A 26,264-nucleotide genomic window follows, 5' to 3' on the forward strand; every position below is an offset into this window, starting at 1 on the left:
CCAGATCAACAAAATAGAGATCCGCGGTAATGTGCAACTGTTCGTATCAGATGGTACTGCCGACCAGGTAAAAGTTTACAACCGTTACTATGCTGAAAGTGCAATGGTTAAAAACGAGAACGGTGTATTGCGCATCGCATCATACAACGCTAAAACCTTAGTGGTTTGGGTTACAGCCGCCGACCTGCGCAGCATCTCTGCTTATGACAACGCTGAAGTAAAATCTTTCGGTAACCTGTCTAAGATAGACCTTGATGTTAACCTGTACAACAATGCTTCAGCAAAACTGAACCTTGACGCCTACAAAGCAAACATAACCGTAAACGACCGCGCTAAAGCGGATGTTACCGGTAACGTAAGCGAGTATAACCTGGTTCGTGATCAGTCTGCAACCGTTAACAACACTGATTTAGCTTCAACCAGCAAAACCGAGAAGATCACCAACAAGTTCACCCCGGCTAAAGCCGAATTAGCTATCTTGTAAGTAATACTTTTGCAAAAGTTCAACATATATTCAGTCGAAGCCACCGTGTAAACGGTGGCTTTTTTGTTGACGGGCAACGGGCACGGCAGTTTGTAGGTGACAACACCACAAGGTCGTATACAACCCATCACGTCATCTCGAACGAGCAGCGGAGGGCCGTGGGCGGGGGCGAGGAGAGAACTTGTACGCCTTGCATCCCGTTAGTCCTTTCCGCCGCTGTTGGTTTGTCACCAATAGCGTTTAGAACGGTCTCCGAGATGCAACGCCCGGGACGCATGGCGGCTTGCTGGTGACAACATGGGCAAGGGCGTAAATAGCTATTTTTACATCTTGATTCTTGTCTCTTGATTCTTACCTCTATTTTTCTCCTCCCACTTCGCCGACTCAAATCCGTCGTTCGCCGATATAAACCCGTACTGTGTCTATTTCACACTATTTGGCTGTAACGTTTCAAGCTTGGGGTCGTCTTATCTGTGTATTAAGTTACTAAACAACATAAAGTATTCAAAATCAAAATATTAATATCATGAAAACATCAATATTCACCATCTTAGCTATCGTAGCATTAGCAGTTGGCAGCACAAATTCAAGCTTAGCTTCAGTAAAAAATGATAACAAAGAAGTAAGCACCACATTAACAAACATCAGCCAGATCAGCAAAATAGAAGTACACGGAAACGTAGAGCTTTACATATCTGACGGCAACACCGACCAGGTGAAAGTGTACAACCAGTACTATGCCGAAAGCGCTTTGGTACAAAGCCAAAACGGTGTGCTACGCATCTCATCTTACAAAGCAGAAAAATTAGTGGTTTGGGTAACCGCTAACGATTTGCGCGCCATCTCAGTTTATGATAACGCAGCTGTAAAATCTTTCGGTAGCTTATCAAAAATAGACCTGGACGTTAACCTGTACGATAACGCAACCGCAACTTTAAACTTAGAAGCTTACCGCGCTACAGTAACCGTAAACGATAATGCCAAAGCAACCTTAACCGGAAGCGTTACCGAATACAGCTTAAAATACGCAGACTCTGCAAAGGTGATCAACGATAACTTCATCACTGTTAACGAAAGCAAAATGCAGATGTCGGCAGCAGGTAAAAGAGATATAGCCGGTTTATAATACGCACCTTTCACAATTCAATATATACCTTAAAAGCTGTTGCCGGGCAACGGCTTTTTTTATTTTAACTTTTAGTGTAACTTCAGGGCAATAAACGGTGTCAAAAACAAAAAAACTTACCATGAAAAAATCTTATCTACAAATATTCGTTTTGGTTGCACTGCTTTCGGTGAGCCTATTATCATCATCATGCAGACGGTTCAGGCGCATCCATGGCTCGGGCAAAGCGGCTACAGAAAAACGTACCGTTGTAGATTTCACAAAAGTTGATATTTCGGGCGGACTAAAAGTTACCCTTAAACAGGATAGCTCATCGATAGTAACCATTACGGCCGATGACAATTTGCTTAAATATATTAAAACAGAAGTAGAGGGCGACAAACTGCGCATATACACCACCCGTAACCTCGATAGCCGCACCGAAATGGTAATTTCTATTGGTGTGAAAGCGCTTAGCGCTGTTGAAGCATCGGGCGCGGTAGAAATAACTTCCATAGGCCGTATCACTACCGGCAACCTGGATCTAAACCTTTCAGGTTCTACCAAATTAGATATGGATATCAGCGCCGCAGATGTACATACCGAAGGCAGCGGAAGTACCGAACTAAAGCTGAAAGGCCAGGCGGCATCGCACGATGTAAGCCTGAGCGGCAGCGGGGACATTGACGCGCTTGATTTTGTAGTGGGCAAGTACCGAATCGAAACATCTGGGGCCAGCCATTGCAAAATTAATGTATTGAAAGATCTGAGCGTGCATACCAGCGGCGCATCAGAAATTGAGTACCGCGGCAGTCCGTCAAATGTAAGCAGCGATAAATCGGGCGCTTCGTCTATCACCAAGATCAATTAATAAAAAACCGTTACCCGGTGTAACGTTCGTGAGGTTGAGTACGACTTATTGTTTTAAGAATAATACTACTCAACCTCATCATGAAAAAGCTCAAAAAATGGATGGCGTACATCGTCATCTTTATCGTATTGATAGCCATATCAGCGGTCTCTTATGTAACCCACGCCCTGCCCAATGTTGGCCAGCCCGAAAATATTAAAGTTGAAGCAACGCCGAAAAGGCTGGCCCGTGGTAAATACCTGGCCAACCATGTAGCCGTTTGTATAGATTGCCACTCTACCCGTAAATGGGACCAGTTTGGCGGCCCTATTGATACCGCTATTATAGGAGCCGGTGGCGAGAAATTCGACGAACGCATCAGCTTTCCGGGCGCTGTTTATGTGCCCAACATTACCCCAACCAACTTAAAAAGCTGGACAGACGGCGAATTGTACCGCGCCATTACCACAGGTGTAAAAAAAGATGGCTCGGCCATATTTCCCATAATGCCGTATGTGGCATTTGGTAAAATGGATAGGGAGGACATTTTCAGCATCATCGCTTACATCCGCACCCTTAAACCGCATGCAAGCAGTTTCCCAAAACGCAAGCTTGATTTTCCTTTGAATTTGCTGGTAAACACCATGCCGCAAAAAGCAATGCCCGCTAAAATACCGGCCGAAAGCGATACGCTTAAATACGGTAAATACCTAATTGAGGCTGCGGCCTGCAGCGAATGCCACACCAAGGCTGTACAAGGAAAACCTGTCGTGGGGATGGATTATGCCGGTGGCAACGAATACAATATTGGCGGCGGCACAACTATCCGTTCGGCCAATATAACGCCAGATAGAATAAGCGGCATAGGTGCCTGGACCAAAGAGCAGTTTATTGCCCGTTTTAAGCAATATACCAACGGTAGCATGAAGCCCTATCCGGTGAAACAAGGCGAGTTTCAAACCATTATGCCCTGGTGGCGCTATGGTGGTATGAAAGAAAGCGACCTGGCGGCGGTTTACACTTATTTAAAAACAGTTAAGCCTGTAAGCAACAAGGTTGTAAAATTCGAAAACAAACCCCTGGCCAAATAAATTCTCGAAATAAATTTATACTTTTGCGCCTCTAAAAAGCTGCCATGCGGTTAAAAAAATTGCATGGTGGTTTATTATATTAAAACACTATCCGGTAAAAAAGATGAATATATCACAGGAAAAAGTTGATAACCTGAACACGGTTGTAAAGATCAATTTAAACCCGGCTGACTACCAGCCACGCGTAGAAAAAGCGATTAAGGAACAAGCTAAGAAAGCAAAGATCCCAGGTTTCCGCCCGGGCATGGTGCCAACTGCACACATTAAAAGAATGTATGGCAAAAGCATTTTGGTTGACGAGATCAACAACATGCTGAGCGATACCCTGAACAAATACTTAGAAGAAGAAAAACTGGAAGTACTGGGCCAGCCTTTGCCAAAACACGAAGACGACCGTAAAGAGTACAACTGGGATTTTGCTGATGATTTTGAGTTTAACTACGAAATTGGTTTAGCGCCGGAGTTTGATATCGACTTTACTTCTAAAGACCAGATAACTCAATACATCATCAAAGCTGATGAAGAAACATTGGCTCAGCGTGTGAAAAGTATCCGTCGCGCCTATGGCAAAATGACAAATCCTGACGTATCGGCAGATGATGATGTTCTTTATTCCGAATTAGTGCAATTATCTCCGGATGGTTCTGTTTTTGAGGATGGCATTAGCAACACGGCATCGGTTCGTTTAGATCTGATAAAAGATGAGGCTATCAAAGCATCATTAATAGGTTTAAAAAAGGGTGACGAAGTAACGCTGGATATCCAGGCAGCTTATGGTAACGATTCAGCAAAAATTGCAGGCGTGCTTAAGGTTGACGAGGAAACAGCAGCTGATTTAAAGTCGAACTTCAAATTAACAGTTAAAAATGTTAACCGTTTAGAGGAAGCAGATTTGAACCAGGAGTTCTTTGACAAATTATTTGGTGAAGGTACCGTAACTACCGAAGAAGGCTTCAGGGAAAAAATAACCGAAGAAGTTGAAACAATGATGCAGCAGGATAGCGAACGCAAACTGCAAAACGACATTTACAACTACAGCCTTAACAAAACTCAGTTTAACTTGCCCGATGAGTTTTTAAAACGCTGGTTGAAAGCAACCAACGAAAAACTAACCGAGGAAGAATTGGAAAGTGGTTACAACGATTTTGCAAAAAATCTGAAATGGACGCTGATAGCAAACAAAATAACGAAAGATGGCAACATCGATATTAAATACGATGAAGTATTTAGTTACGCGAAAATGAGCTTAGATCAGCAGTTCCGCGCGTACAGCCAGCAATCGCTTCCAGAGGAGCAATTGGCGCAGTACACCGTGCAGTATTTGCAAAACAAAGAGCAGGCAAACAAAATATTTGAGGAAGTAAAAGCCGTTAAGGTTTTTGATTACGTAAAAAGCGTGATCACTTTAGATAAAAAAGAGATCCTGTTTACCGATTTTAACAAACTGGAAGGCTAAGCACGTCCGTTTAATAATATCCTTTACCAAAAGCATTTGCCTAAAGCAAATGCTTTTGGCGTTTAAGCCTTACCTAAATCCTCTCCATGGAGAGGACTTGAAGAAGCTCTTACTCCCTCTCCTTTGGAGGGGGTTGGGGTGAGGCTTTTTTTTACTTTACACAAACTTTACACTATTAAATCTATTCAACTAAAAACTATATTTAGCCCGGTTACCCAAAAGCATTTATATTATAACAAACACATATCATGAGCAGTAATATCGATAAGAACGAATTTCGTAAATATGCCGTTAAACATCACCGTTTAAACGGCCTCACCGTAGATAAGTACCTTTCAACCTTCGATCGTAACAGCCAGCCAAGCGGTATTTACAACCCAACCGGCATGACCCCGTACATCATTGAGGAACGCCAGATGAACGTAGCCCAGATGGACGTGTTCTCGCGTTTGATGATGGACCGCATCATTTTCCTTGGCGATGCTATTTATGATCAGAATGCAAACATTATTCAGGCTCAATTGCTATTCCTGCAATCGGCTGATGCAAAGCGCGATATCCAGATCTATATTAACTCGCCGGGTGGCTCTGTTTATGCAGGTTTGGGTATTTATGATACCATGCAGTTCATATCTAACGATGTAGCTACAATTTGTACAGGTATGGCAGCATCAATGGGGGCGGTATTACTTTGCGCAGGTACAGCAGGTAAGCGTGCAGCATTGCCACATTCAAGGGTGATGATCCACCAGCCATCGGGTGGTGCGCAGGGTCAGCAAAGCGATATCGAGATCACGTATCACGAGATCACCAAGCTGAAAAAAGAACTATATCAGATCATCGCCGACCACAGCGGCGCATCGTACGAAAAAGTTTGGGAAGCATCAGACCGTGATTACTGGATGATTGCCGACGAAGCAAAAGAATTTGGTATGGTTGATGAAGTTTTAAAAGGGAACAGTAACAAAACAAAATAATCAATTTTGCGTACTGTGTACAGCCTTAAGGGGTTGTACACATTGCAATTAAATTTTTAATTGATTATTTTTGATAAACCAATTAGCAGATGAACAAGAACAGCAAGGAGATCAGGTGCTCGTTTTGCGGCGCAGGTAAACAAGACTCCCTGATGCTGATAGCCGGGCTCGACGCGCATATTTGTGATAAGTGCGTTAACCAGGCTAACGAGATACTGGCAGAAGAGCTTAAAGTGCGTAAGGTGAAAGCTTCGCCATCGTCGCCTGCTATTTTAAAACCGGCAGAAATAAAATCCCACCTCGATCAATACATCATTGGCCAGGACGACGCTAAGAAAGTGCTGGCGGTATCGGTATATAACCACTATAAACGCCTTAACCAACGTGTGGATAAGGACGAGGTAGAGATAGAAAAATCAAACATCATTATGGTGGGCGAAACCGGTACGGGCAAAACCCTGCTGGCCAAAACGCTTGCCAAGATACTAAACGTGCCCTTCTGCATTTGCGATGCTACGGTATTAACCGAAGCTGGCTATGTAGGCGAGGATGTGGAAAGTATCCTTACCCGTTTGCTGCAAAGCGCAGATTATGATGTAAACACTGCCGAGCGCGGTATTGTATACATTGATGAAGTGGATAAAATTGCCCGCAAAAGCGATAACGCATCCATCACCCGCGATGTAAGCGGCGAGGGCGTGCAACAGGCTTTATTGAAGATTTTGGAAGGAACCATGGTTAACGTACCACCACAAGGCGGCCGTAAACACCCCGACCAAAAGATGATCACCGTTAACACCAGCAACATTTTATTCATCTGCGGCGGCGCGTTTGATGGCATCGACAGAAAAATTGCCAACAGGCTGCGTACCCAAACCGTGGGTTACAAAATGAAACGCGATGATAACGAGGTGGACATGAAGAACCTGTACAAGTACATCACCCCGCAGGATCTGAAATCGTTTGGGTTGATCCCAGAGCTCATAGGCCGTTTGCCGGTACTTACTTACCTTAATCCGCTGGATAGGGAAGCCCTGCACAATATTTTGACCGAACCAAAGAACTCTTTATTGAAACAGTACAAAAAATTGTTTGAATACGAAGGTGTAAAACTGGAGTTTGATGTAGACGTTTTAGACTTTATTGTTGACAAGGCAATGGAGTTTAAATTGGGTGCCCGCGGCCTGCGTTCTATCTGCGAAGCCATCATGATCGACGCCATGTTTGAGTTCCCATCCAAGAAGGATGTGAAGCGCTTAAATGTAACGCTGGAGTACGCGAGAGAGAAGTTTGAGAAGTCGGATCTTAAAAAATTAAAGGTAGCTTAACACTAAATTGGCTTAAAATAGCTATATTTGTATAACAAGACCCGCAGCCCTGGCGATAACCCGCCGGGGTTTGCTGTATAAAAGGTTTTTAAACGCCCCCAAAGGAATTCGCCAATGGGATAAATAATAGGAGAACTCAAAAAATGAACGAACAATTAGATGCCAAAAAAGACGCAACACTAAAAGAAGAAAAGAAAGTAAAAGAAGTAACATCGCCCGTAAAATCGGGCTTAAAAACCAAAGAAGCCATAGTGGCCAACTGGTTGCCGCGTTATACCGGCCGCCCGCTTGATGCTTTTGGCAAGTACATTATCCTCACCAACTTTTCTAAATACCTGCAGCTGTTTTCCGAATGGAATGAGAATGCGCCGATAATGGGCCTGGATAAGCCGATGCAAAGCGTAACCGCCAACGGTATCACCATCATTAACTTTGGGATGGGTAGTTCTGTAGCGGCAACCGTAATGGACCTGCTAACCGCCATACATCCCGAAGCGGTAATATTTTTAGGGAAATGCGGTGGCTTGAAAAAGAAGAACAACGTAGGCGACCTGATACTGCCCATAGCGGCCATTCGCGGCGAGGGTACATCAAACGATTACCTGCCCGCCGAAGTGCCGGCACTGCCCGCCTTTGCCCTGCAGAAAGCCATATCCACCACCATACGCGATTTTGGCCGCGATTACTGGACCGGAACCTGCTATACCACCAACCGCCGAGTGTGGGAGCACGATAAGGATTTTAAGAAATATCTGAAAGACCTGCGTGCTATGGCCATCGATATGGAAACAGCGACCATCTTCACCACCGGCTTCGCCAACAAGATCCCTACGGGTGCATTGCTGCTGGTATCAGATCAGCCGATGATCCCCGAAGGTGTAAAAACAGCCGAAAGCGACTCATCCGTAACCGAGCAATATGTAGAAACCCACCTCAGGGTAGGTATCGAATCGTTAAAACAGCTCATCAACGGTGGGTTGACAGTGAAACATTTGAAATTCTAAGGTATACTAATACCCCACGCGTCATTGCGAGGAACGAAGCAATCTCCAGATAGGCAGGTCGGCAATATATAGCGGCTATGCACAGTTTAGAGATTGCTTCGTTCCTTACAGCAATGACGTTTTTTTATAACCTTTAATCTCCAACCATTACCTTCTTCATCCCTTCCCTGCCATAAAATACAGGGAAATACATTTGCTCAGCTTTGGCGGGATTTAGGTTGTAGTTACCGCCGTAGCGAGGCATCAGGTTTACGGTGAACGTGTATTTACCTTCTTTTAGCTTGCGGCAAAAGATGCTTACTTTTTCTTTAAAAAATTCGCGGTGTACCTCGTTGTTGGCCCATTGTTGCGCCTTGTTATCGTAGGAGCATCCTGCCGGGATGGGGATCTCTACCATCACAAAATCGGCATCGCCATTCACCGTTACTTCGGCTTTAAGCTGTACCGCCTCGCCGCCTTTTAACCGGGCACGCTTATCGCCGTTTTTTTCAACCCAGGTATCAACTGTAAAATCCTTGTTTACCTTTTCGGGCTTGCTGTTCCAAAATTGCTGGTAGCCGGTGATGTAAACAGGCAGGCTTCCGGTTTTGCTGATGCTGATCTGATTATCTTTCAATGTTGTAGTATAAGGGAAAGCGGTAATGGTTTCAGTAGCCGCGCCTTTAATTGTTAGCACAGCCGGTTTTAGCTCGCTATCAACCTTCAACAGATCGGGCAAAATAGTTTCCAGTATCAGTGCCGATTCGTAGGTGTTGCGCCACTCGCCGTGGCTGCGCTGTTCTAAAAAGTAGCCCCTTATTTTGGCCAGTACTTCCGGGTGCTTGCCCTCGGCTTTAATGATCTGGTAGGCCAGCACGCTTACCTGTATGGAATTATCAAAGAAGCGGTAACCCTCTTCGCCCCAATATAGATTACCAAACATCGTTTTATGGACGGCAGTCAGCAGGCTATCTGTTTTTACGGTAAGCCCTGCCTCTTGTTTCAGCAACATCAGGCGCAGGCGGTTGTAATTGGGTACATCTTTTTGGGTTTTGTATTCCTTTTCTATCACCCCAAAATATTTTGTATAATCCACCCTGGCACCAGTTTTATACAGTAACTGCAGGCAGGCCAGCTTTTCCTCACCGCGATAGCTTTCTAATTGGTAAACCAAATAGGCGGTTAATTTAGGTTGATCTACATTTACCGTGTAACCCATGGTTTTTGCATCTAAAAGAGCCTCTACCGTGTGCAGGCTCAGCCAGAGCTCGTCGTTACTATTGGCCCACCATCCCCAAATACCGCTCGTGTTACGGCCATCCTGTAGTTTTTTGATGATGTCCAAAATATTCCGTTCGTATTTAAACGGCAGGTTAAGGAAGGTTTGGATGCGCTTTTCGGCCAGCAAGCCTTTCAACTTAGAGGCCAGTTGTTCGTTGCATAAATATTTATACTCACGCAGGTGTTTGGCTTCTTCGGCAAGCGCGGGCAGGGCAGAGGCCTCGGCCCTAAAGGTTACCGGCCCCATTGCCGCGTCGAATTTCAGGGTAATAGTGGTATCCCTGTCCAACGCTTCAAACACGCCAATGGTTTCCTGTACGCCTTGTTTTACTACAGGTATTTTGCGTTTTTCGCCATCAAAATAGCCATTGTCACGCGCAATGCTGTATTCAAATTCCAGGCTGTCGGCGTTGGTTGCAGTAATGTTCAGCGTATCAATTTTAGCATTGGCAACCTGTATATCGTCCTGTTTTAGCACCGCTCCGTTATATTTAAAAGTACGGTTAGCGGTAATAGGAGTGGAGTTGTAATTCATCACCTTACCTATCAAGCTCATCTCATCGCCGGCCACAGCAAATTGCGGCGCTATAAAATTGGCGCTAACCGGTTTAAACGATTTTATCTGCTGTTCTGCAAAACCACTTTGGCGCTGCCCGTTAACGGCAATGACAAAAGTGCGCCAGTTGGTAATATCATCCGGGAAAACGCTGGTGAAACTTGCCTTGCCGTTAGCGTCGGTAGTAAGTTTGGGTTGCCAGTAAGCGTAATCCGAGAAGTTTTTGCGTAAGGTTTGCTGCCCTGCTACAGGCGCATCAGCAGGTGCGACTAACGCATTCGCCGATGTCTTTTTGGTGATGATGATAACGCCATTAGCGCCACGTGAACCGTATATGGCCGTTGCAGCAGCATCCTTCAATACGCTTATTTCGCCAATGTCGCCGGGGCTGATGCCTTTTAGATCGGTAACTATTTCGCCATCAATAACATAAATAGGGGTTTTGCCGGCTACCGACGATAACCCTCTTACTTGAATTGTAAGGCCGGCACCGGGAGTGCCTTCGCTTACTACCGTTATACCGCTGACCTTCCCCTGCAAAAACTGCTCAGCGGTAACGTAACTTATCGCCCCGGTCATGTCTTTTCTCCTGGTAGTACTGTATCCAACTACTACAACTTCCTGCAGTTGGTTTTGGGAAGCATGCATTGTTATTTTAACATTTGTGCCGGAGATAAAGTCAACTTCCTGTGTATAATAACCCAGGTAACTTGCTACCAGTTTGCCATTCGGCGGTACCCTTAGGCGGAAAGTGCCGTTAATGCTTGTAACTGCGCTATTGGTAGTACCCTTTACTTTTATAGTAGCGCCAACAATTGGCAATTTGTCGTCGCTGCCGATCAGCTTGCCGGTAACCATTTGGCTGAAATCGCTTGTGTTAAAGTACTTTTCATTAAATATCTCCTTTAACTTCAGTTCATCGTTCTCTATCTGGTTATCAAAATTGCGGTACACCTCGCTTTTACGCTCGCCGATCACCCGGCCAATTTTAATACTTACCGAATCCTTTGCATGCGCCGGCAGTACGCTCATCTCATAATAATTTATCCCATAGGCTTTTATTGCAATATTCTCTTTTATATCATAAGTATCACCCTTTAAAAGGAACAGCATGCGGTAATTCCCTTTGCTCAGCTTACCAAAATCGGTAGTGCTGCCGGGGTATATCCTGATAAAGTCGGGGTTGTTATAGCGGTAGAGGATCACGTTTTTGATGAGCACCATCTTTTCGTTTTCAACTACTTTTCGGCGTATGGTTAACCTTCCACTTTCTTTATCAGCGATAGCCGGGTTGTTAAAAAGGCGACTGCTGTTACTACGCTGGTCCAGGTAATCCTGCCAAAGGCTATCTGTAGCATTGTTGCTAAGCACATACTGTTTGTAATTTGTGTTGCCCGATATATTGGCTAAAGCGTGGCTAAACGGGTAGCTGGCGCTGATACTTTTTTGCCTGATGAGCCCCGGCGCAAACCAGTATGAATAATTCGATTCGGCAATAAATGGCTGAGGTTTATCGCCCTGCCGGTCGAAAACGGTGTAATTGGGCGATAGCGGGCCGGTAAGGACGGTGCTTTCTGCGGTGCTGTAAGGGTTTAGAAAGAAGATCCGGTCGGTTTGTGCGATGAGCGCTCTTTTGCCGTCAAAATTATTTACTACGCTGATAAGATATTTATTCACGTTATCGGCCTCCGCAAAACTAAGGGTATCCTTTGTTTTAATAACCGGGTAGGTATCGGCGTTGATGCTTAAGATCAGCTTTTTTGATTTTTGCACCAGCACGCTATCCATCTGGATGTTTTGCGTAGCCGTACGGAACATGAGGGAGTGGTAGCCCGGCCTCACCTTAAAGCTGTATGGCTGCATTTGTTTTGCCTGGCTAAAATAAACGGGAAGATAATCTATATATAAAATATGCACGGGGATGATGTCTCCACCCTGCACAATAAAGGGCGCTATTTGGGTAATGGTATCAATACCGGGCTCCTCTAAGCGGTAGGTGGTTTTAGGATGGGTAAACTGGTAATAAGCAATGCTATCCAGGCCAATTTCACGGATCCAGCGCAGCCAATTTAGTTTGATGGCCCCGTTTATTTCGGTTTCCTCCATCTTAAATTGTTTTTTGCCCTTGGCGGCATAATAGGGTTTCCCCAAAAAAGGTGTATTCGGCGCACCGTAGTTGAATTTTTTGGTGAGTGCCCAGGCAGTAACATCGGTATTGGCAATGGGCCGGCCGGCGGCATCGGTTACCACAATATCGGTTTGCGCCTTTTGCCCCGGATAAACCGATACGGGCTGCCTTACATTAATGGTGAGCAGATCCTTACGGTAGGCCAGGTTAGCATCTTGCGTTTGTACCTGTCCCGCCCAAATGTAATTGACGCGAAAGTTAACCGGCTTATTTGATGGGTAGACTTTTTTGTAAAACAGTTCGGTGGCTTTGCCGCCATCCAACAATTTGCCGTTGGCAAAAACCGAATAGAAGAAGTGGAGTTTACGCGGGTTGTTTACGTTCACAAATAGCGAATCGGCCGTACGTTCGCCGGAGAGTGAGATGTTGCCCTCAAAATCCTTCATCTCTATATCGGAGCTGGCGCTATCGGTTTCAATATTGTATGCTGTCGCGCCGGGTTTTACCTTCACAAACCCGGGTAGCGCTATTTCTTCCTTAAAAAGTGTGTCCCCGGCTGCGTTTAAAGCACTTACAAACGCGTTGCCATTGGCTGGCTTACCCAGGTGCTGGTAATCAATTTTTAAAGAATCATTTACCACATCGGTAGCGATGTTGAATTTTTGATACAGGAAGTTGGCGCTTGCCCATTGATTCTGCCGTTCGTTATCGGCGTTTAAAAATTCAGCCTCCATACTGTAGTTGATATCCGCTTTCGGGAAGATGGAATCTGGAATGGTTATTTTGGTTTCACCAACAGCATCCAGCGGGAATTTATGCACCCACAATGTGTCGGGGATGTATTGGTGGTTGGTTTTCTGGCTGGTGATATTGCCCGTTTTTAAGGTTAAGGTAACCCGCCCGTCGGCTACCGGCAGGTTGTTTTCATCAGTTGCTTTTAAGTAAACAACTTGCGGGCTGCCCGGCCAATGCTCTTTTTTATCTGCCCGCATTTCAAATTTTATTGACTTTAGCTCATATTCTTCGTACTGAAAATTGCCAGAGTACACCAGGTCCTTGTTTTTATGGTCACCATCCTGGTCATCATCATCCTTGTTTTTAGGAGTTTTTGCAGGATCGGTAAGCAGTACTTCGTAGCGTTCATCCAATTCCAACTTCAGGGTATCGCTCAGCACAAAACTATATTCAAAACCGCCATCCCGATAGGCAGTTACTTCGCCTATGTTTTTGCGTTCGCCATCCATTACCAACTTTACCAATAGTTTTTTCTGCGCGATGGGTTTTTTATCGCGCTGGGTGAAGATGAAAGCTTTAAGTTTTACCGTATCGCCCAGCTTATAAATAGGTTTGTTAAATACCATAAAACCGGTATATGGCCTTGGTGTATAGCGGTTGCTCTCGTTTTTCTTAAAGATGCTTTTAATGGATGCCCATAAAGACGCGTACCAGCTTTTTTGTGGACTTTGGTAATAATCATATTCCTTGGTTGGTGCTACGGTGTAGAAGTTGCTTACCCCTGCATAATCTACCTGTACTGTGTTAATAGATTTACCTCTCTTAAAATACCAGGTGCCGCTTCTTTCATCATAGGGCACTTTTTTACCGTTAAGCCAGGCTGCTGCTGTGGTAATATACGCCCCTTTTTTATCCGTTAGGATAAAACGATGCTCGTATTTGCTGGTGAATAGTTTTAAAAAAGCCGAATGGTTTTCTATCAGCGAGTACCTCAGCCTGTTCTGTTCGGCATAGGCCTTTACATAATTACCGGGCGGCAGGGTATTTTCCCAATATTTATCTGTTTTGAACGAATCTACCGGGTTACGCAGCACTTTATCATCAAATGGTTTGCCGGGCGACTTATAGAATGCCCTTACATCTGCATCGCTCAGCTTATAAATGTAGGTGTAATAACTGTTTTGCCTGCTGTCGGTTAATGGGCGTTGGGCAAATGCTGCGTTGCATAGCAATAAAAGGGCGATAAATATCCTGGTAAATAATTGTGGCATATATGGCTAAATTATAGGTTTTATGGTTGTTGGGATCGTATTTATATCGTTAAGATGCAGATGTATTTACTATTCCATAAAAAAATATCATTTAAGAAAGCTAATTTTGAGGCCTGCCCCGTTTTATACATAGAACTGGTAGAATTTAAATTATGTGGTATAATAACATCCTCGAAACCATTGGCAATACGCCCATGGTGAAACTGAATAAAATAGTAAAAGATATCCCGGCTACGGTTTTGGCAAAAATTGAAACCACCAACCCGGGTAACTCAATAAAGGACCGTATGGCCCTTAAAATGATTGAGGACGCCGAAAAAAGCGGTAAACTTAAACCGGGCGGTACCATTATAGAGGGTACGTCGGGCAATACAGGTATGGGCCTGGCCATTGCAGCGGTAATAAAAGGTTATAAATGTATCTTCACGAGTACCGATAAGCAATCTAAAGAGAAATTTGACGCCCTGCGCGCCTTTGGTGCCGAGGTGATTGTGTGCCCTACCAACGTAGAGCCGGAAGACCCGCGCTCTTACTACTCGGTTTCATCGCGCCTGGAGCGCGAGGTGCCAAATTCATGGAAGCCGAACCAGTACGATAACCTGAGCAATTCGCAGGCGCACTACGAGCAAACCGGCCCCGAAATTTGGGAACAAACCGAAGGCAAGGTTACCCACGTAGTAGCGGGCGTAGGTACCGGCGGAACGTTATCAGGTATTGCCCGTTTCCTGAAAGAGAAAAATCCTGACATTAAAATTTTAGGGATCGATACTTATGGTTCGGTATTTAAAAAATACAAGGAGACCGGAGAGTTTGATAAGAACGAGATCTACCCGTACATTACCGAAGGTATAGGTGAGGATTTTTTGCCGGCGAACGTTGACTTTAGCCTGATAGACCATTTTGAAAAGGTAACCGATATGGATGCCGCCCTCATGACGCGCGAAATCGCCCGGAAGGAAGCCATCTTCGCTGGTAACTCAACCGGTTCGGCCATAGCGGGTGTGCTGCAAATGAAGCACATGTTTAAAGAAGGCGATGTGGTAGTGGTGATTTTCCCCGATCATGGTACCCGTTACCTTGGTAAAATGTACAATGACGACTGGTTGCGCGACCGCGGCTTTATCAAAGAAGAAAAACTGACTGCCCGCCATATCATCAGCAAAAAAGATGCACAGGACATTGTTACCATCGATTGCGAAAAAACAGTTCTGGAGGCGATCAACACCATCAAATCGCTCAATATCTCGCAGATCCCGGTTACCCAAAAAGGTATGGTGATTGGCAAAATAACCGAAAGCGACATCCTGACCTCGCTGATGGAAAACCCTGGTATCAAATCTCAGCCGGTTAAAAGTATCTCCACCGCGCCATTCCCATTTGTGGATCTTAATACTTCGATAGATAAAATTTCGGGCATGATCAACAGGGATAACATCGCTGTACTGGTAGAGGATGATAACGGAAAGATAGAGATCATCACTCAGTACGATATCATTAACGCGATATCGGCTTAGGCGGATGAAGGAATAAGGACGAAAAGACAAAAGATATAATTGTAGAGGCGCGATACTTCGCGTCTCTTTTTGTTTGTATATTTCGTTTGTGAAAAAAACCTTTATCGCCCTATTATTTTTGTTGACCGCCTGTGATAATACGTGGGAGAATTTACACATGCCAACTAACGAAGTTAGAGCATACGTTAAGGCCGGCTTAAACGGACAGAAACAATACCCCCGGAAATATCCTGTTTCTGCGATAAAAATAACCGACGAAGAGAGTTTTGTAAAATCCGCGGAAGCCGTTCTTTTCGACGTATATGGCGAAAAGAAAATTAAGGCGGAGAGGCCGTACAAAGTCGGTCAGGCAGATGGCTATTGGATGATGACCGGTTACCTATGGGCTGAAAAAGGCGGCGTTTTTTATATCATGATCAATGCAAAAACAGGGCAGGTGATCTATTTAACGCACGGCAAATAAATTTATCTGTAAAACGATTATGCTAAAACTCGTTCAGGAACGCTTTCCCCAGCTAAGAGATAAATGGGAGGAGTTTGCCGCTTTATATCATAAAGTAGAAGTGCCCGCCAAAACCATTCTGTTACATGAGGGCGACACCTCCAAAAAAGCCTTTTACATAGAAAAAGGCTGCCTGCGGGCATGGTTCAACAATAAAGGCAAGGATGTTACCTTCCAGTTCTTTTTCGAGAATGAGGCGGTATCTTCCATCGAAAGTTTTAGAAAAGGTACGCCGAGTTTATACAGCATTGAGGCAATAGAGCCCTGTACTTTATATTGGATACATAAGCGGGATTGGGAAATTATACAGAAAACGATAGACGAACTGCCCGAAGCGCGGAGCCAATATGTGACCCTGATGTTGGACCGGCAGGTGAATTACATGCAGCATTTTATGTCGTTCATTAAATACACTCCCAAAGAGCGCTATTTGCAACTCCTGAAAGAAAAACCGCACATCGTCAAACGCATTCCGCAGCATTATATCGCATCCTATCTGGGCATCACTTCAGTTTCGCTGAGCCGCATTCGCAACGCGGTAACCAGGTAATTTATACCCATTTCATTTCTTAACAATTGTTATCGCCGCGCTGGCTGCATGCAGGCATCTTTGTATAAATAATAAATACAAACATGAAAGCAGCAGTAATACACCAGGCGGGAGATATCCCCAAAATTGAAAATATAGCAGAACCTATTGCAAAACCGCACGAGCAAATTGTAAACGTAACCGCGGCATCCATCAAAAATTTAGACAGGATGCGCGCCAAAGGGCTGCATTACGATAAATACACCAGTTTCCCTGCGGTTGTGGGGATAGATGGAGTTGGCAAACTGGAGGATGGCAAGCGGGTTTACACTTCATCGCCCAATGGAATGATGGCCGAACGGGTTGCCATTGCCAAGGGTTACGCCTTGCCCATACCGGCTAATGTGGACGATGTAACCGCAGCGGCTTTACCCAATCCGGCCATATCTGCGTGGTTATCGCTGGTTTGGAAAGGACAGCTGAAAAAAGGCAGTTGCGTACTAATTTCGGGCGCAACGGGTATCACCGGGAAATTGGCGATACAAATAGCCAAACATTTTGGCGCGGCAAAAATTGTGGCCACAGGGCGTAACCCGCATGCGTTGGAACAACTTAAAAGTTTAGGGGCCGATGTAGTCATATCCCTCAGGCAAAGCGATGAAGAAATAAAGCAAGCCTTAAAAGTCGAAGCACAACAGCAGCCATTCGATATCGTGGTCGATTATTTATGGGCGCATCCGGCAGAACTGATCCTGGAAGTACTCAGCGGCCACGACCTGAACGCCTTGCCGCATCCTGTACGCTTTATCCAGGTGGGCGAAATGGCTGGCAGCAACATCACCCTGCCCGCAGCAGCACTACGCAGTTCGATGATAGAAATATGCGGCGTAGGCGGCGGTAGCATCCCTATGGAAGTACTGAAAACCATCCCCACCCAGATATTACCGGAGATCTTCAGGCTGGCAGCCGAAGGAAAACTCACCATAGAAACAGAAGCCATCTCCATGGAGAACGTGGAAGAAGCATGGCAGAATGAAGATAATGGGAGGAGGATTGTGTTGGTACTCTAAAGTTTGTCCTGAGCGATAGCGAAGGATCTGATGTACAGCATGCTTGTCGGCTACCCGCCCCTGCGGCGAATAGATGCTTCTCTATCGCTTAGCAAAACAATAATCATCTGCATACCTGCACATCCGCAGCTCACCATTTCTTGAATATCACAAACACCGCGAGCACTATCAGGGCGAAACCTACGAGGTGATTCCAGCCGAGTTTTTCGGTTTTGAAGAATAAGATGGTGAAAACCATAAACATGGTTAGGGTAATAGCTTCCTGAATTGTTTTTAGCTGAACCAGGGTGAACGGCCCGCCATCGCCCTTAAAGCCTAAACGGTTTGCAGGTACCTGGAAAAGGTACTCAAAAAATGCCAGGCCCCAACTGATGAAGATGATGGAGATCAGCCCCAGGTTTTTGCCCCAGTCGTATTCTTTAAACTTAAGGTGCCCATACCAGGCAAACGTCATAAACAGGTTGGATATGGTGAGGAAGAGGATAGTTTTTAGTCCGCGCATCGGATTATTTCGTTGTCTGAATCAGAATTTACAGAATTAATGAATTTACAGATTTTTGTTTTATCAAATATCAGTCTGAACTTATTTCGTCTACATATTTGCCCATCACTCCAACCTTTTCTTCGCCAGTTCCGCTTTATATACTTCGTTAAGCTTTGGCGAAGGGTTTACCAACAGGTATATCCGGGTTCCTTTTTCGCGTGCCAGGGGGGTAAGTACCTCGCCGGTTTGCTTATAGCTTTCTAATAACGGTGCAAGGCGCGCGGTTACGTTATCGTCGTCATCTACATAAATAATGTATTTAGCATCCAAATTGTCGGGAGCCCACAGCGCGAAGCTGCTGTTGAGGCTCACCACATCGGGCATGTTATACTTTTTGTGGAAGTGATGGAGGGCACCAGCCTCGCCGTAATTGTCGGCAAAGATCTGGGCGTGCTTTTGCTGCTCTGGCGTAAGGCTGTGATAGGTTTGGGCAGCTTTCTGGGCCATTTCTTCCCATCCCAACATATCGGCATAATCTTGGGTAGTGGGGTGTTGCTTTTGGTCCTCCCATGTAACCGCGAAATCTAAAAAGCGTACATGCTCGTGTGCGTATTTAAAAAGGGAGACAGTTCTGTCTAACGAGAAAATGGGTAAAACAAGCGGTAAGAGTAATAGGTTGGGCAGCACAAACAGCACAATGGTAGCAACACGTAAAATTAGTTTCGACCGCGTGATCATCTTTTCGAACGCAAAGCCGCCGGCAGCAAACAGCATAGGGTAAGCACCAAACAGGTAATAGGTTTTCCCGTTCATTTTTAAAAGGAACAGGAAGATGAGTACATACGCGATAGCCAGATACCTAAACCGCCTCAGCTTGAACGATAACATTAAAAACGCGAAACCGGTAAGCCATATAAACAGCGATGGACCATTGATGAGCAATTGCTGTATCACAAAATCCATCGGTTTCACAAAATCCAGCTGGGTTGCCTGTAGCTGTTTCATGTGCGTTATCACCGGTAAATGATGCACAAACTGCCAGATGATGTTAGGCAGAAATATGAGTACAGCTATCAACGCGGAGATGATGACGTGCCGGTTAAAAAGCAACTTGCGTTCTTTGCTTATCAAAATACCGATGATGAGCGAAAAGGTGAAAAATGCCATGGAATACTTGGTAAGCATCCCAAAACCGACCGCCGCACCAAGCCAGTACAGGTAGCGCACATCGGCCGTGTTAAGGTATTTGCAAAACAGCCAAACAGTAAGCACCCACCACAACTGATCGAAAACCACGGGCTGGAAAAGGTAACCGCTTGCCGCGAATGCCGGTGAGAATATCAAAGCCAGGCAGGCGAGCGTAATGGCAAACCTGCGGCCGCCCAATTCTACCGCGATGCGCCCGGTAAGCCATACAATTAGGCCACTGGCGATGGTGGAAAATATCCTCGCCGCAAAAACAGAATCGCCAAAAACAGAAAGTGTGATCTTTGCCAGCATGGCAATAAACGGTGGTACTTCCTTATAACCCCAATCCAGGTGATCGGCCAGTACCAAATGCAGAAATTCGTCGCGGTGAAAGCCAAACCGACTGATGGCCAACGCGTTCAGCAGCACCTTTATGGCAACAAAAATCATTATAAACTTGGAGTACCCAGGTTTCCGGTTTTTATAGGACATTAAATGGCTTAGTTGGTTGCACTAAAGATAATTAAAAAGGGGAAATGAGGAAGCAGAGATGAAAGATAAAGGACGAAGAGATAAAGAGGGCAAATTTCTTTTGTCCTTCATCTTTTCGTCCCTCGTCAAAAATTATACTCTTTTAATATCTGCGCCAAGTGCTATCAGGCGGGTATCGATATTCTGGTAGCCGCGCTCTATTTGCTCAATGTTATAAATGGTTGATTTGCCCTGAGCCGATAAAGCGGCAATTAACAGGGAAACCCCCGCACGAATATCGGGAGAGGTCATGGAGATGCCGCGCAACTGGATCTGTTTATCCAAGCCGATTACGGTGGCACGGTGCGGATCGCAAAGGATGATGTTAGCGCCCATATCCAGCAGTTTATCTACAAAGAACAAGCGGCTCTCAAACATTTTTTGGTGGATGAGCACCGAACCTTTTGCCTGTGTGGCTACAACCAGCACAATACTCAGCAGATCCGGCGTAAAGCCCGGCCATGGTGAATCGGCAACGGTTAATAACGATCCGTCAATAAAAGTATCTATCTCGTAATGATCTTGAGATGGGATGTAGATATCGTCGCCACGCAGTTCCATCTGGATGCCGAGGCGTTTAAATACGTCGGGTATCATGCCCAGCTCTTTGTACTTCACATCCTTGATGGTGATCTCAGACCCCGTCATGGCAGCAAGGCCGATGAACGAGCCTATCTCTATCATATCCGGCAACATGGTGTGCTCGGTTCCGCCAAGGCTTTCAACGCCTTCTATGGTAAGAAGGTTTGAAGCGATGCCGCTGATCTTAGCACCCATGCGGTTAAGCATTTTGCAAAGTTGCTGCAGGTACGGTTCGCAGGCCGCGTTATAAATGGTGGTGGTGCCTTTGGCCAAAACGGCAGCCATTACAATATTGGCAGTGCCAGTTACCGATGCTTCATCCAGCAGGATATAAGTACCTCTAAGGTTTGATGCATCTACATTGTAAAAGCCGGTCTCGGGGTTGTAATCAAAGCGCGCGCCCAGTTTTTCGAAACCCAGGAAGTGGGTATCCAGCCTGCGGCGGCCAATTTTATCGCCACCCGGTTTTGGGATAGATGCCTTGCCGAAACGAGCCAAAAGCGGGCCCAGTATCATGATGGAGCCGCGTAAGCCGCCGCCTTTTGTTTTGAATGCTTCTGAGTTAAAAAAATCCTGATCTATCTCTTTAGCTTCGAAGGTGCAGGTAGAGCGGGAGGTGCGGTTCACCTCAACACCCATATCGCCAAGTAGTTCTATTAGTTTGTTAACATCCTGAATGTCAGGAATGTTATTGATGGTCATTTTTTCGCCGGTAAGCAATACAGCCGATATAATTTGCAATGCCTCGTTTTTGGCACCCTGCGGGATAATTTCCCCTTTTAGCTTTTTACCGCCCTGTATTTCAAATGCGTTTCTCATTTTTATATGAATCGAAGGTTGATGTTCAATGGTTTATAACACAAACAAAAATCCAGGTAATTGTTCGTACGTAGGGGCAAAGATTAAAAAATAAATGGAAATATCGCAGGCATCAGCCATTACATATTTCCATCCTCCATTAACTTGCTGTTAACGGTAATTAGTATTTCTTAGCGCCGCCCGGGTTGCGCCCGCGGTTATTATTTTGGTTGTTGTTATTGCTGCGCTGATTATTGTTGTTGTTATTGGTACGGCCACCACCGCCTCCGCCACCGCCGTTATTGCGATTGTTTTGGTTATTGTTGTTATTGGTACGGCCGCCGCGGTTGTTATTATTGTTTTGGTTGTTGTTGCTGTACGGGTTGGTACGGAACTCAACGCGGTTAAGGTTTACGTTCTCTTCCAGTTTCAGTTCGCCGCCGGATAAGTGCAGCAGGTCGGATATGATGAGATCATCGGCAACCGAATCTTTGTTCCACTGCACGTAGGCCATTTTCATAAAGTTGGCAATGGCCTGTACCATGTGGCGCTTGCGCTCCGGTTCCTCAATGCTTTTGGCTTTTTCTATCATCATTTCGATGGTTTTGCCATAGTGCTTGTAACGGATGCGCTGGTGCGGATATTTAAGCGGCTCGGGCTTCATGTGGATAGCTTCCGGGCTTGGTTTTGGGTACGGAGAATCCACGTCCAACTGAAAATCGGAGATAATGTGCAGGTGATCCCAAAGTTTGTGCTTAAAATCAGCTACATCGCGCAGGTGAGGGTTTAAAAAGCCCATCAGGTCTATAACCACCTGTGCGTATTTGTTGCGTTCGTCTTTAGTGGGCAGCGCAACAATGTATTTCACCATGTTTTGCACGTTGCGGCCGTATTCGGTTAGTAAAAGTTTATTCCTGGTTGAGTTATAATCAAAACCACCAGGCAAGTTTGTTAATGCCATGTATATTTTTTTAATTTAATAAGATCTCTTGAAGTGTTTTCCGGCGCATGGACGGTTTCTTAGAACAGAGAGCAGAAACCGGAGAGCCGAAATGAATGCGTACGAAGTACTAACGCAAACATACACGAATTTCACGAATTATACGAATTTCACGAATTCAATTACTCCGCTTACGACAAATATTGACATTGATATATCACGATTCGTGAAAATTTGCCTTAATTCGTGAAATTCGTGTTCGTTATGAATAAATCCGTTGTAACTATTACCTCTGTAGATATCTACCGTTTCAGCATCCCCATGGAGCCTTTCACCATTGCCACCGGCACCATGGACCATGCCATGAACACTTTTATCCGCGTGCATACCGATGCCGGTTTTTATGGGGTGGGAGAATGCTCCGCCTTCCCGATGATCGTTGGGGAAACACAGGAAACCTGCCTGGTAATGGCCCGGGATTTTGCCAAAATATGGAAAGGGCAAAACGCGCTGGAGATTGCCGCTCGGATGCAGCAACTGCACGACGCTACCGCAGGCAATGGTACTATTAAAAGTGCATTCGATATGGCGTTGTATGATATCGCTGCCAAAAACGCTGGTTTACCGCTGTACAAGTTTTTAGGAGGAGAAAAGCGTGCAGTGGAAAGCGATATCACCATAGGCATTGGTACACCGGAAGTAATGGCCAAAAAAGCTATCGACTTTAAGGCATCCAGCGCTACTATTTTAAAGGTGAAGCTGGGTAAGGGTGCTGCTGTTGATGTGGAGCGTATCAAACAGATCCGCAAGGCGGTTGGCCCGGAGATGAAGATCCGCATTGATGCCAACCAGGGCTGGAGTTTTGATGAGGCCGTATTTGCCCTACAGGCTTTGGGCCGGTACGACATCGAATTTTGCGAGCAACCCATGCGCACCTGGTACGATGACCGCTTGCCCGAACTGATGGGCCTATCCCCCGTAAAAATTATGGCGGATGAAAGCGTTTACATCCATCACGATGCCCGTAAGCAGATAGAAAGTGGTAGTTGCCATTACGTAAACATCAAAATGGCCAAAGCCGGCGGCATTACCGAAGCGAAAAAGATCCACGATACCTGCGCCGAACGCGGAATCCCTTGTATGATGGGCGGCATGCTGGAAAGCCGGATAGCCCTCAGCAGTAAGTTACATTTTGTATATGCCAGCCCTAACATCCTTTTTTATGATATGGATACTTGTAAACTTGGGCATTTAATTGACCCATGTGTGGGTGGTGCGCAGTACGACGGCTATCATTTGGATATCAGCGATGCGCCGGGAATAGGAGCGGATGCGGATGCGGCGTTTTTGGAGGGGTGTGAGAAGTGGGTAATTTAAAGATAATACCGAGCGTATAAATTCACTCAAGCCAATATGGGATTATTTTACAACGTATCAGCTAAAGAGCTCCTGGAAGCGAGAAACGAATTGTTTGTGAAAAAAGGCATTCCGGCACTTCAGCAAAATGGATTTGAACGGTCTCCATTTGCGGTGGACTGGTTTGGCAGGAATAACCTAAAAGACTTTACCTATGTACTTTGCAGGCTTGCTCCCCACTCGCAGCTGCAAGTTGTCAATACACACATTTCGCGAGGCGACAAATGGATAAAGATCTTCTTAAACATTTTTGAATTAACGCCGGCTGTTAAATCCCTGGATCAACTAAAGGATACCGACGGACTTCAATATCACCTTCCACCTAATAGCAGGAGCGAGATGCGCCTGCGTAGCGACGATTTTGAAGGGATGCCGCTTTTCAACTTTGTCCATCATAAGGTAAAGCCCTTTTATACCGAAGGCGGTTTTAGGAAACGAATGTTTGAACTTGGCGCGTTGATCGAGGAAGATTTAAACAACATAGATCGTTTTGCGAAACGCTGGCACGAACTTCATAAACCCTTGATAACTGATTGGGAAGGAAGGGGAGTGAAAGAAAAATAATTCCGCTTACAGAATGGAAACAAAAAGCCATGAAATTTCATCGGCTTTTTGTTTCGAAGTTCATTACTTACTCAACTCCGCAAAGTATTTATGAAACAAGGGAATAGTTTCTATCCCTTTGTAATAATTGAAAATATCATATTTTTCATTTGGCGAGTGAAGGGCGTCGCTATCTAAGCCAAAGCCCATTAGTACGGTTTTGAGGCCCAACTCGGCTTCAAATAAAGCCACGATAGGGATGCTGCCGCCGCCGCGGGTTGGAATAGGGCGCTTGCCGAATGCTTCGGCTATGGCTTTTTGTGCGGCTTTGTAGGCAATGCTATCGGTAGGGGTAACCACCGGCTCGCCGCCATGGTGCGGGGTAACTTTTACTTTAACGTATTTAGGCGCTATCTTCAGGAAATGATCTGTAAACAGCTGCGTTATTTTTTCTGAGGTTTGATTTGGCACCAAACGCATCGAAATTTTTGCGCTGGCTTTTGACGGCAATACGGTTTTAGCGCCTTCACCAATGTAACCACCCCAGATGCCATTTACCTCTAAGGTAGGGCGGGTGCCCGTGCGCTCGAAAGTGGTATAACCTTTTTCGCCCCATGTTTCGGCTATGTCGAGGTCTTTTTTATATTCTTCCTCATCGTATGGTGCGGCGTTCAGTTCGGCACGCTCGGTTTCGGTCAGTTTCTGTACATCATCATAAAAACCTGGGATGGCAATATGGTTGTCCTCATCATGCAATGATGCTATCATTTTTGCCAGTATAGTTGCAGGGTTAGCCACCGCGCCACCGTAAACACCGGAGTGCAGGTCGCGGTTAGGGCCGGTAACTTCTACTTCGAGGTATGATAAGCCACGTAAGCCTGTTTCCAGCGAAGGGTGTTCCATGCTGATCATCGAGGTGTCGGAGATCAACACCACGTCGGCTTTCAAGCGTTCTTTGTTTTGTTTTACAAAAATGCCCAGGTTGTTAGAGCCCACTTCTTCCTCACCCTCTATCATAAATTTGATATTGCAGGGCAGAGTATCGGTCTGCATCATCAGCTCAAACGCTTTAACGTGCATGTAAAACTGGCCTTTATCATCGCAGGCACCGCGGGCGTAAATTTTACCATCGCGGATGGTGGGCTCAAAAGGCGGGGTTTTCCAAAGTTCCAGCGGGTCGGCCGGTTGCACATCGTAGTGGCCATAAACCAAAACAGTTGGCAACGAAGCATCAATAATCTTTTCGCCGTAAACGATGGGGTAGCCTGCTGTTTGGCAAACTTCTACCTTGTCGGCACCGGCATCAATTAGTTTTTTGGCCACGTAATCGGCGGCGTTTAAAACATCGGGCTTGTATTTTGGGTCGGCGCTAACGGATGGGAAGCGCAGCAGTTCGAACAACTCATCCAGCAAACGCTGTTTATTATCTTCTATATATTGCTTTATAACCTGCATGGTAAATGTATTTGAGGCAAATATAGTGTTGTTGCGAGAAATATTTGAGTGAAAGATTTTTGGCGCAAAGCCTTACCTAAATCCTTTCCAAAGGAGAGTATTTTAAAATATTTCGGAGTTTTAGAGCCCTCTCCTTTGGAGGATATAGCCCATTAAAAGACAGTATATTCGATTTTGTAAGCCCTTCTATGAATTGCTTCAATTTTGCCCTCTTTTACTAACCATCAAACATCCTTGCGTGCGAATTAGGGTTAACACAACTTAACACAATTTCAATATATGCTTTTTAATCATATGATAATCAATAGTTTACAAATAATGCGGGTTAACATATTTTCCCAATAATAGTGTCACTGACCCGTCCTGAAATAGCTATACAGATTTTGAGTAAATCCTGTAAAACCTATACCTTATAGCTTATTAATCCTAAAGGAACTATACAGGTCTTTTTTTTAAAGATAATCAAT

20 protein-coding genes are annotated in these 26,264 nt (G+C 45.2%); 14 read left to right on the plus strand and 6 right to left on the minus strand.

Translation table 11 applies throughout. The annotated features are described in order from the left end of the window. The 8 genes from ABIX36_RS23840 to ABIX36_RS23875 form a co-directional block, all read left to right on the plus strand. The coding region (locus ABIX36_RS23840; RefSeq protein WP_348084675.1) for a DUF2807 domain-containing protein at window positions 1-484 on the plus strand (484 nt) is incomplete at its 5' end. A gap of 526 nt (window positions 485-1,010) precedes the next feature. After that, entirely contained in the window at window positions 1,011-1,610 is a 600-nt protein-coding gene (locus ABIX36_RS23845) for a DUF2807 domain-containing protein (protein WP_348084676.1), read from the plus strand. A gap of 121 nt (window positions 1,611-1,731) precedes the next feature. After that, window positions 1,732-2,460 (plus strand): head GIN domain-containing protein, encoded by a 729-nt coding sequence (locus ABIX36_RS23850; RefSeq protein WP_128531522.1) that lies wholly within the window; start codon window positions 1,732-1,734, stop codon window positions 2,458-2,460. Window positions 2,461-2,540: 80 nt separating this feature from the next. Next, a complete protein-coding gene (locus ABIX36_RS23855; RefSeq protein ID WP_348084677.1) occupies window positions 2,541-3,530 on the plus strand; it encodes a c-type cytochrome in 990 nt (329 codons plus the stop codon). Between the two features lie 103 nt (window positions 3,531-3,633). Beyond that, window positions 3,634-4,986: a trigger factor gene (gene tig / locus ABIX36_RS23860; protein WP_348084678.1), complete on the plus strand. Its 1,353-nt coding sequence runs from the start codon at window positions 3,634-3,636 to the stop codon at window positions 4,984-4,986. A 248-nt stretch (window positions 4,987-5,234) separates the two neighbouring features. Next, window positions 5,235-5,963 carry an ATP-dependent Clp endopeptidase proteolytic subunit ClpP gene (gene clpP / locus ABIX36_RS23865; protein WP_128531518.1) on the plus strand — a complete coding sequence of 243 codons (729 nt, stop codon included), beginning with the start codon at window positions 5,235-5,237 and terminating at the stop codon, window positions 5,961-5,963. Between the two features lie 89 nt (window positions 5,964-6,052). Next, the gene (gene clpX, locus ABIX36_RS23870) at window positions 6,053-7,291 is read left to right on the plus strand and encodes an ATP-dependent Clp protease ATP-binding subunit ClpX (protein WP_348084679.1); all 1,239 of its coding nucleotides are present in this window, start codon (window positions 6,053-6,055) and stop codon (window positions 7,289-7,291) included. 143 nt (window positions 7,292-7,434) lie between these two features. Further along, the gene (locus tag ABIX36_RS23875) at window positions 7,435-8,295 is read left to right on the plus strand and encodes an AMP nucleosidase (protein ID WP_348084680.1); all 861 of its coding nucleotides are present in this window, start codon (window positions 7,435-7,437) and stop codon (window positions 8,293-8,295) included. 133 nt (window positions 8,296-8,428) lie between these two features. Here the strand turns inward: ABIX36_RS23875 and ABIX36_RS23880 are convergent, their stop codons facing one another. Beyond that, window positions 8,429-14,245 (minus strand): alpha-2-macroglobulin family protein, encoded by a 5,817-nt coding sequence (locus ABIX36_RS23880; protein ID WP_348084681.1) that lies wholly within the window; start codon window positions 14,243-14,245, stop codon window positions 8,429-8,431. A 152-nt stretch (window positions 14,246-14,397) separates the two neighbouring features. Here ABIX36_RS23880 and ABIX36_RS23885 point away from each other — a divergent pair, with 152 nt between their 5' ends. The 4 genes from ABIX36_RS23885 (at window position 14,398) to ABIX36_RS23900 (ending at window position 17,860) form a co-directional block, all read left to right on the plus strand. Then, the gene (locus tag ABIX36_RS23885; RefSeq protein WP_348084682.1) at window positions 14,398-15,759 is read left to right on the plus strand and encodes a pyridoxal-phosphate dependent enzyme; all 1,362 of its coding nucleotides are present in this window, start codon (window positions 14,398-14,400) and stop codon (window positions 15,757-15,759) included. A gap of 157 nt (window positions 15,760-15,916) precedes the next feature. Then, window positions 15,917-16,222, plus strand: a complete 306-nt coding sequence (locus tag ABIX36_RS23890) for an NTF2 fold immunity protein (protein ID WP_348084683.1) — start codon at window positions 15,917-15,919, stop codon at window positions 16,220-16,222. 19 nt (window positions 16,223-16,241) lie between these two features. Next, window positions 16,242-16,811 carry a Crp/Fnr family transcriptional regulator gene (locus ABIX36_RS23895; protein ID WP_348084684.1) on the plus strand — a complete coding sequence of 190 codons (570 nt, stop codon included), beginning with the start codon at window positions 16,242-16,244 and terminating at the stop codon, window positions 16,809-16,811. 83 nt (window positions 16,812-16,894) lie between these two features. Then, window positions 16,895-17,860 (plus strand): zinc-binding alcohol dehydrogenase family protein, encoded by a 966-nt coding sequence (locus ABIX36_RS23900; RefSeq protein ID WP_348084685.1) that lies wholly within the window; start codon window positions 16,895-16,897, stop codon window positions 17,858-17,860. Between the two features lie 130 nt (window positions 17,861-17,990). Here ABIX36_RS23900 and ABIX36_RS23905 read toward each other — a convergent pair whose 3' ends face one another. The 4 genes from ABIX36_RS23905 to ABIX36_RS23920 all read right to left on the minus strand — a co-directional run bounded on the left by ABIX36_RS23905 (window position 17,991) and on the right by ABIX36_RS23920 (window position 22,404). Continuing rightward, on the minus strand, window positions 17,991-18,362 hold the full coding sequence (locus ABIX36_RS23905; RefSeq protein ID WP_348084686.1) for a DMT family protein: 372 nt from the start codon (window positions 18,360-18,362) through the stop codon (window positions 17,991-17,993). 105 nt (window positions 18,363-18,467) lie between these two features. Beyond that, a complete protein-coding gene (locus ABIX36_RS23910) occupies window positions 18,468-19,982 on the minus strand; it encodes a glycosyltransferase family 39 protein (protein ID WP_348084687.1) in 1,515 nt (504 codons plus the stop codon). Between the two features lie 174 nt (window positions 19,983-20,156). Continuing rightward, the gene (gene murA, locus ABIX36_RS23915) at window positions 20,157-21,464 is read right to left on the minus strand and encodes a UDP-N-acetylglucosamine 1-carboxyvinyltransferase (RefSeq protein WP_348084688.1); all 1,308 of its coding nucleotides are present in this window, start codon (window positions 21,462-21,464) and stop codon (window positions 20,157-20,159) included. A gap of 160 nt (window positions 21,465-21,624) precedes the next feature. Further along, a complete protein-coding gene (locus ABIX36_RS23920) occupies window positions 21,625-22,404 on the minus strand; it encodes a DUF4290 domain-containing protein (protein WP_348084689.1) in 780 nt (259 codons plus the stop codon). A 243-nt stretch (window positions 22,405-22,647) separates the two neighbouring features. Between ABIX36_RS23920 and ABIX36_RS23925 the strand changes: the two genes are divergently transcribed. Both ABIX36_RS23925 and ABIX36_RS23930 read left to right on the plus strand, forming a co-directional pair. Further along, the gene (locus tag ABIX36_RS23925; RefSeq protein ID WP_348084690.1) at window positions 22,648-23,760 is read left to right on the plus strand and encodes a dipeptide epimerase; all 1,113 of its coding nucleotides are present in this window, start codon (window positions 22,648-22,650) and stop codon (window positions 23,758-23,760) included. Window positions 23,761-23,796: 36 nt separating this feature from the next. After that, window positions 23,797-24,363, plus strand: a complete 567-nt coding sequence (locus ABIX36_RS23930; RefSeq protein ID WP_348084691.1) for a hypothetical protein — start codon at window positions 23,797-23,799, stop codon at window positions 24,361-24,363. A gap of 63 nt (window positions 24,364-24,426) precedes the next feature. Here ABIX36_RS23930 and ABIX36_RS23935 read toward each other — a convergent pair whose 3' ends face one another. After that, on the minus strand, window positions 24,427-25,797 hold the full coding sequence (locus ABIX36_RS23935) for a dipeptidase (RefSeq protein ID WP_348084692.1): 1,371 nt from the start codon (window positions 25,795-25,797) through the stop codon (window positions 24,427-24,429). Window positions 25,798-26,264: the final 467 nt, after the last annotated feature.

This window comes from Mucilaginibacter sp., assembly GCF_039925265.1.
Classification (GTDB): domain Bacteria; phylum Bacteroidota; class Bacteroidia; order Sphingobacteriales; family Sphingobacteriaceae; genus Mucilaginibacter.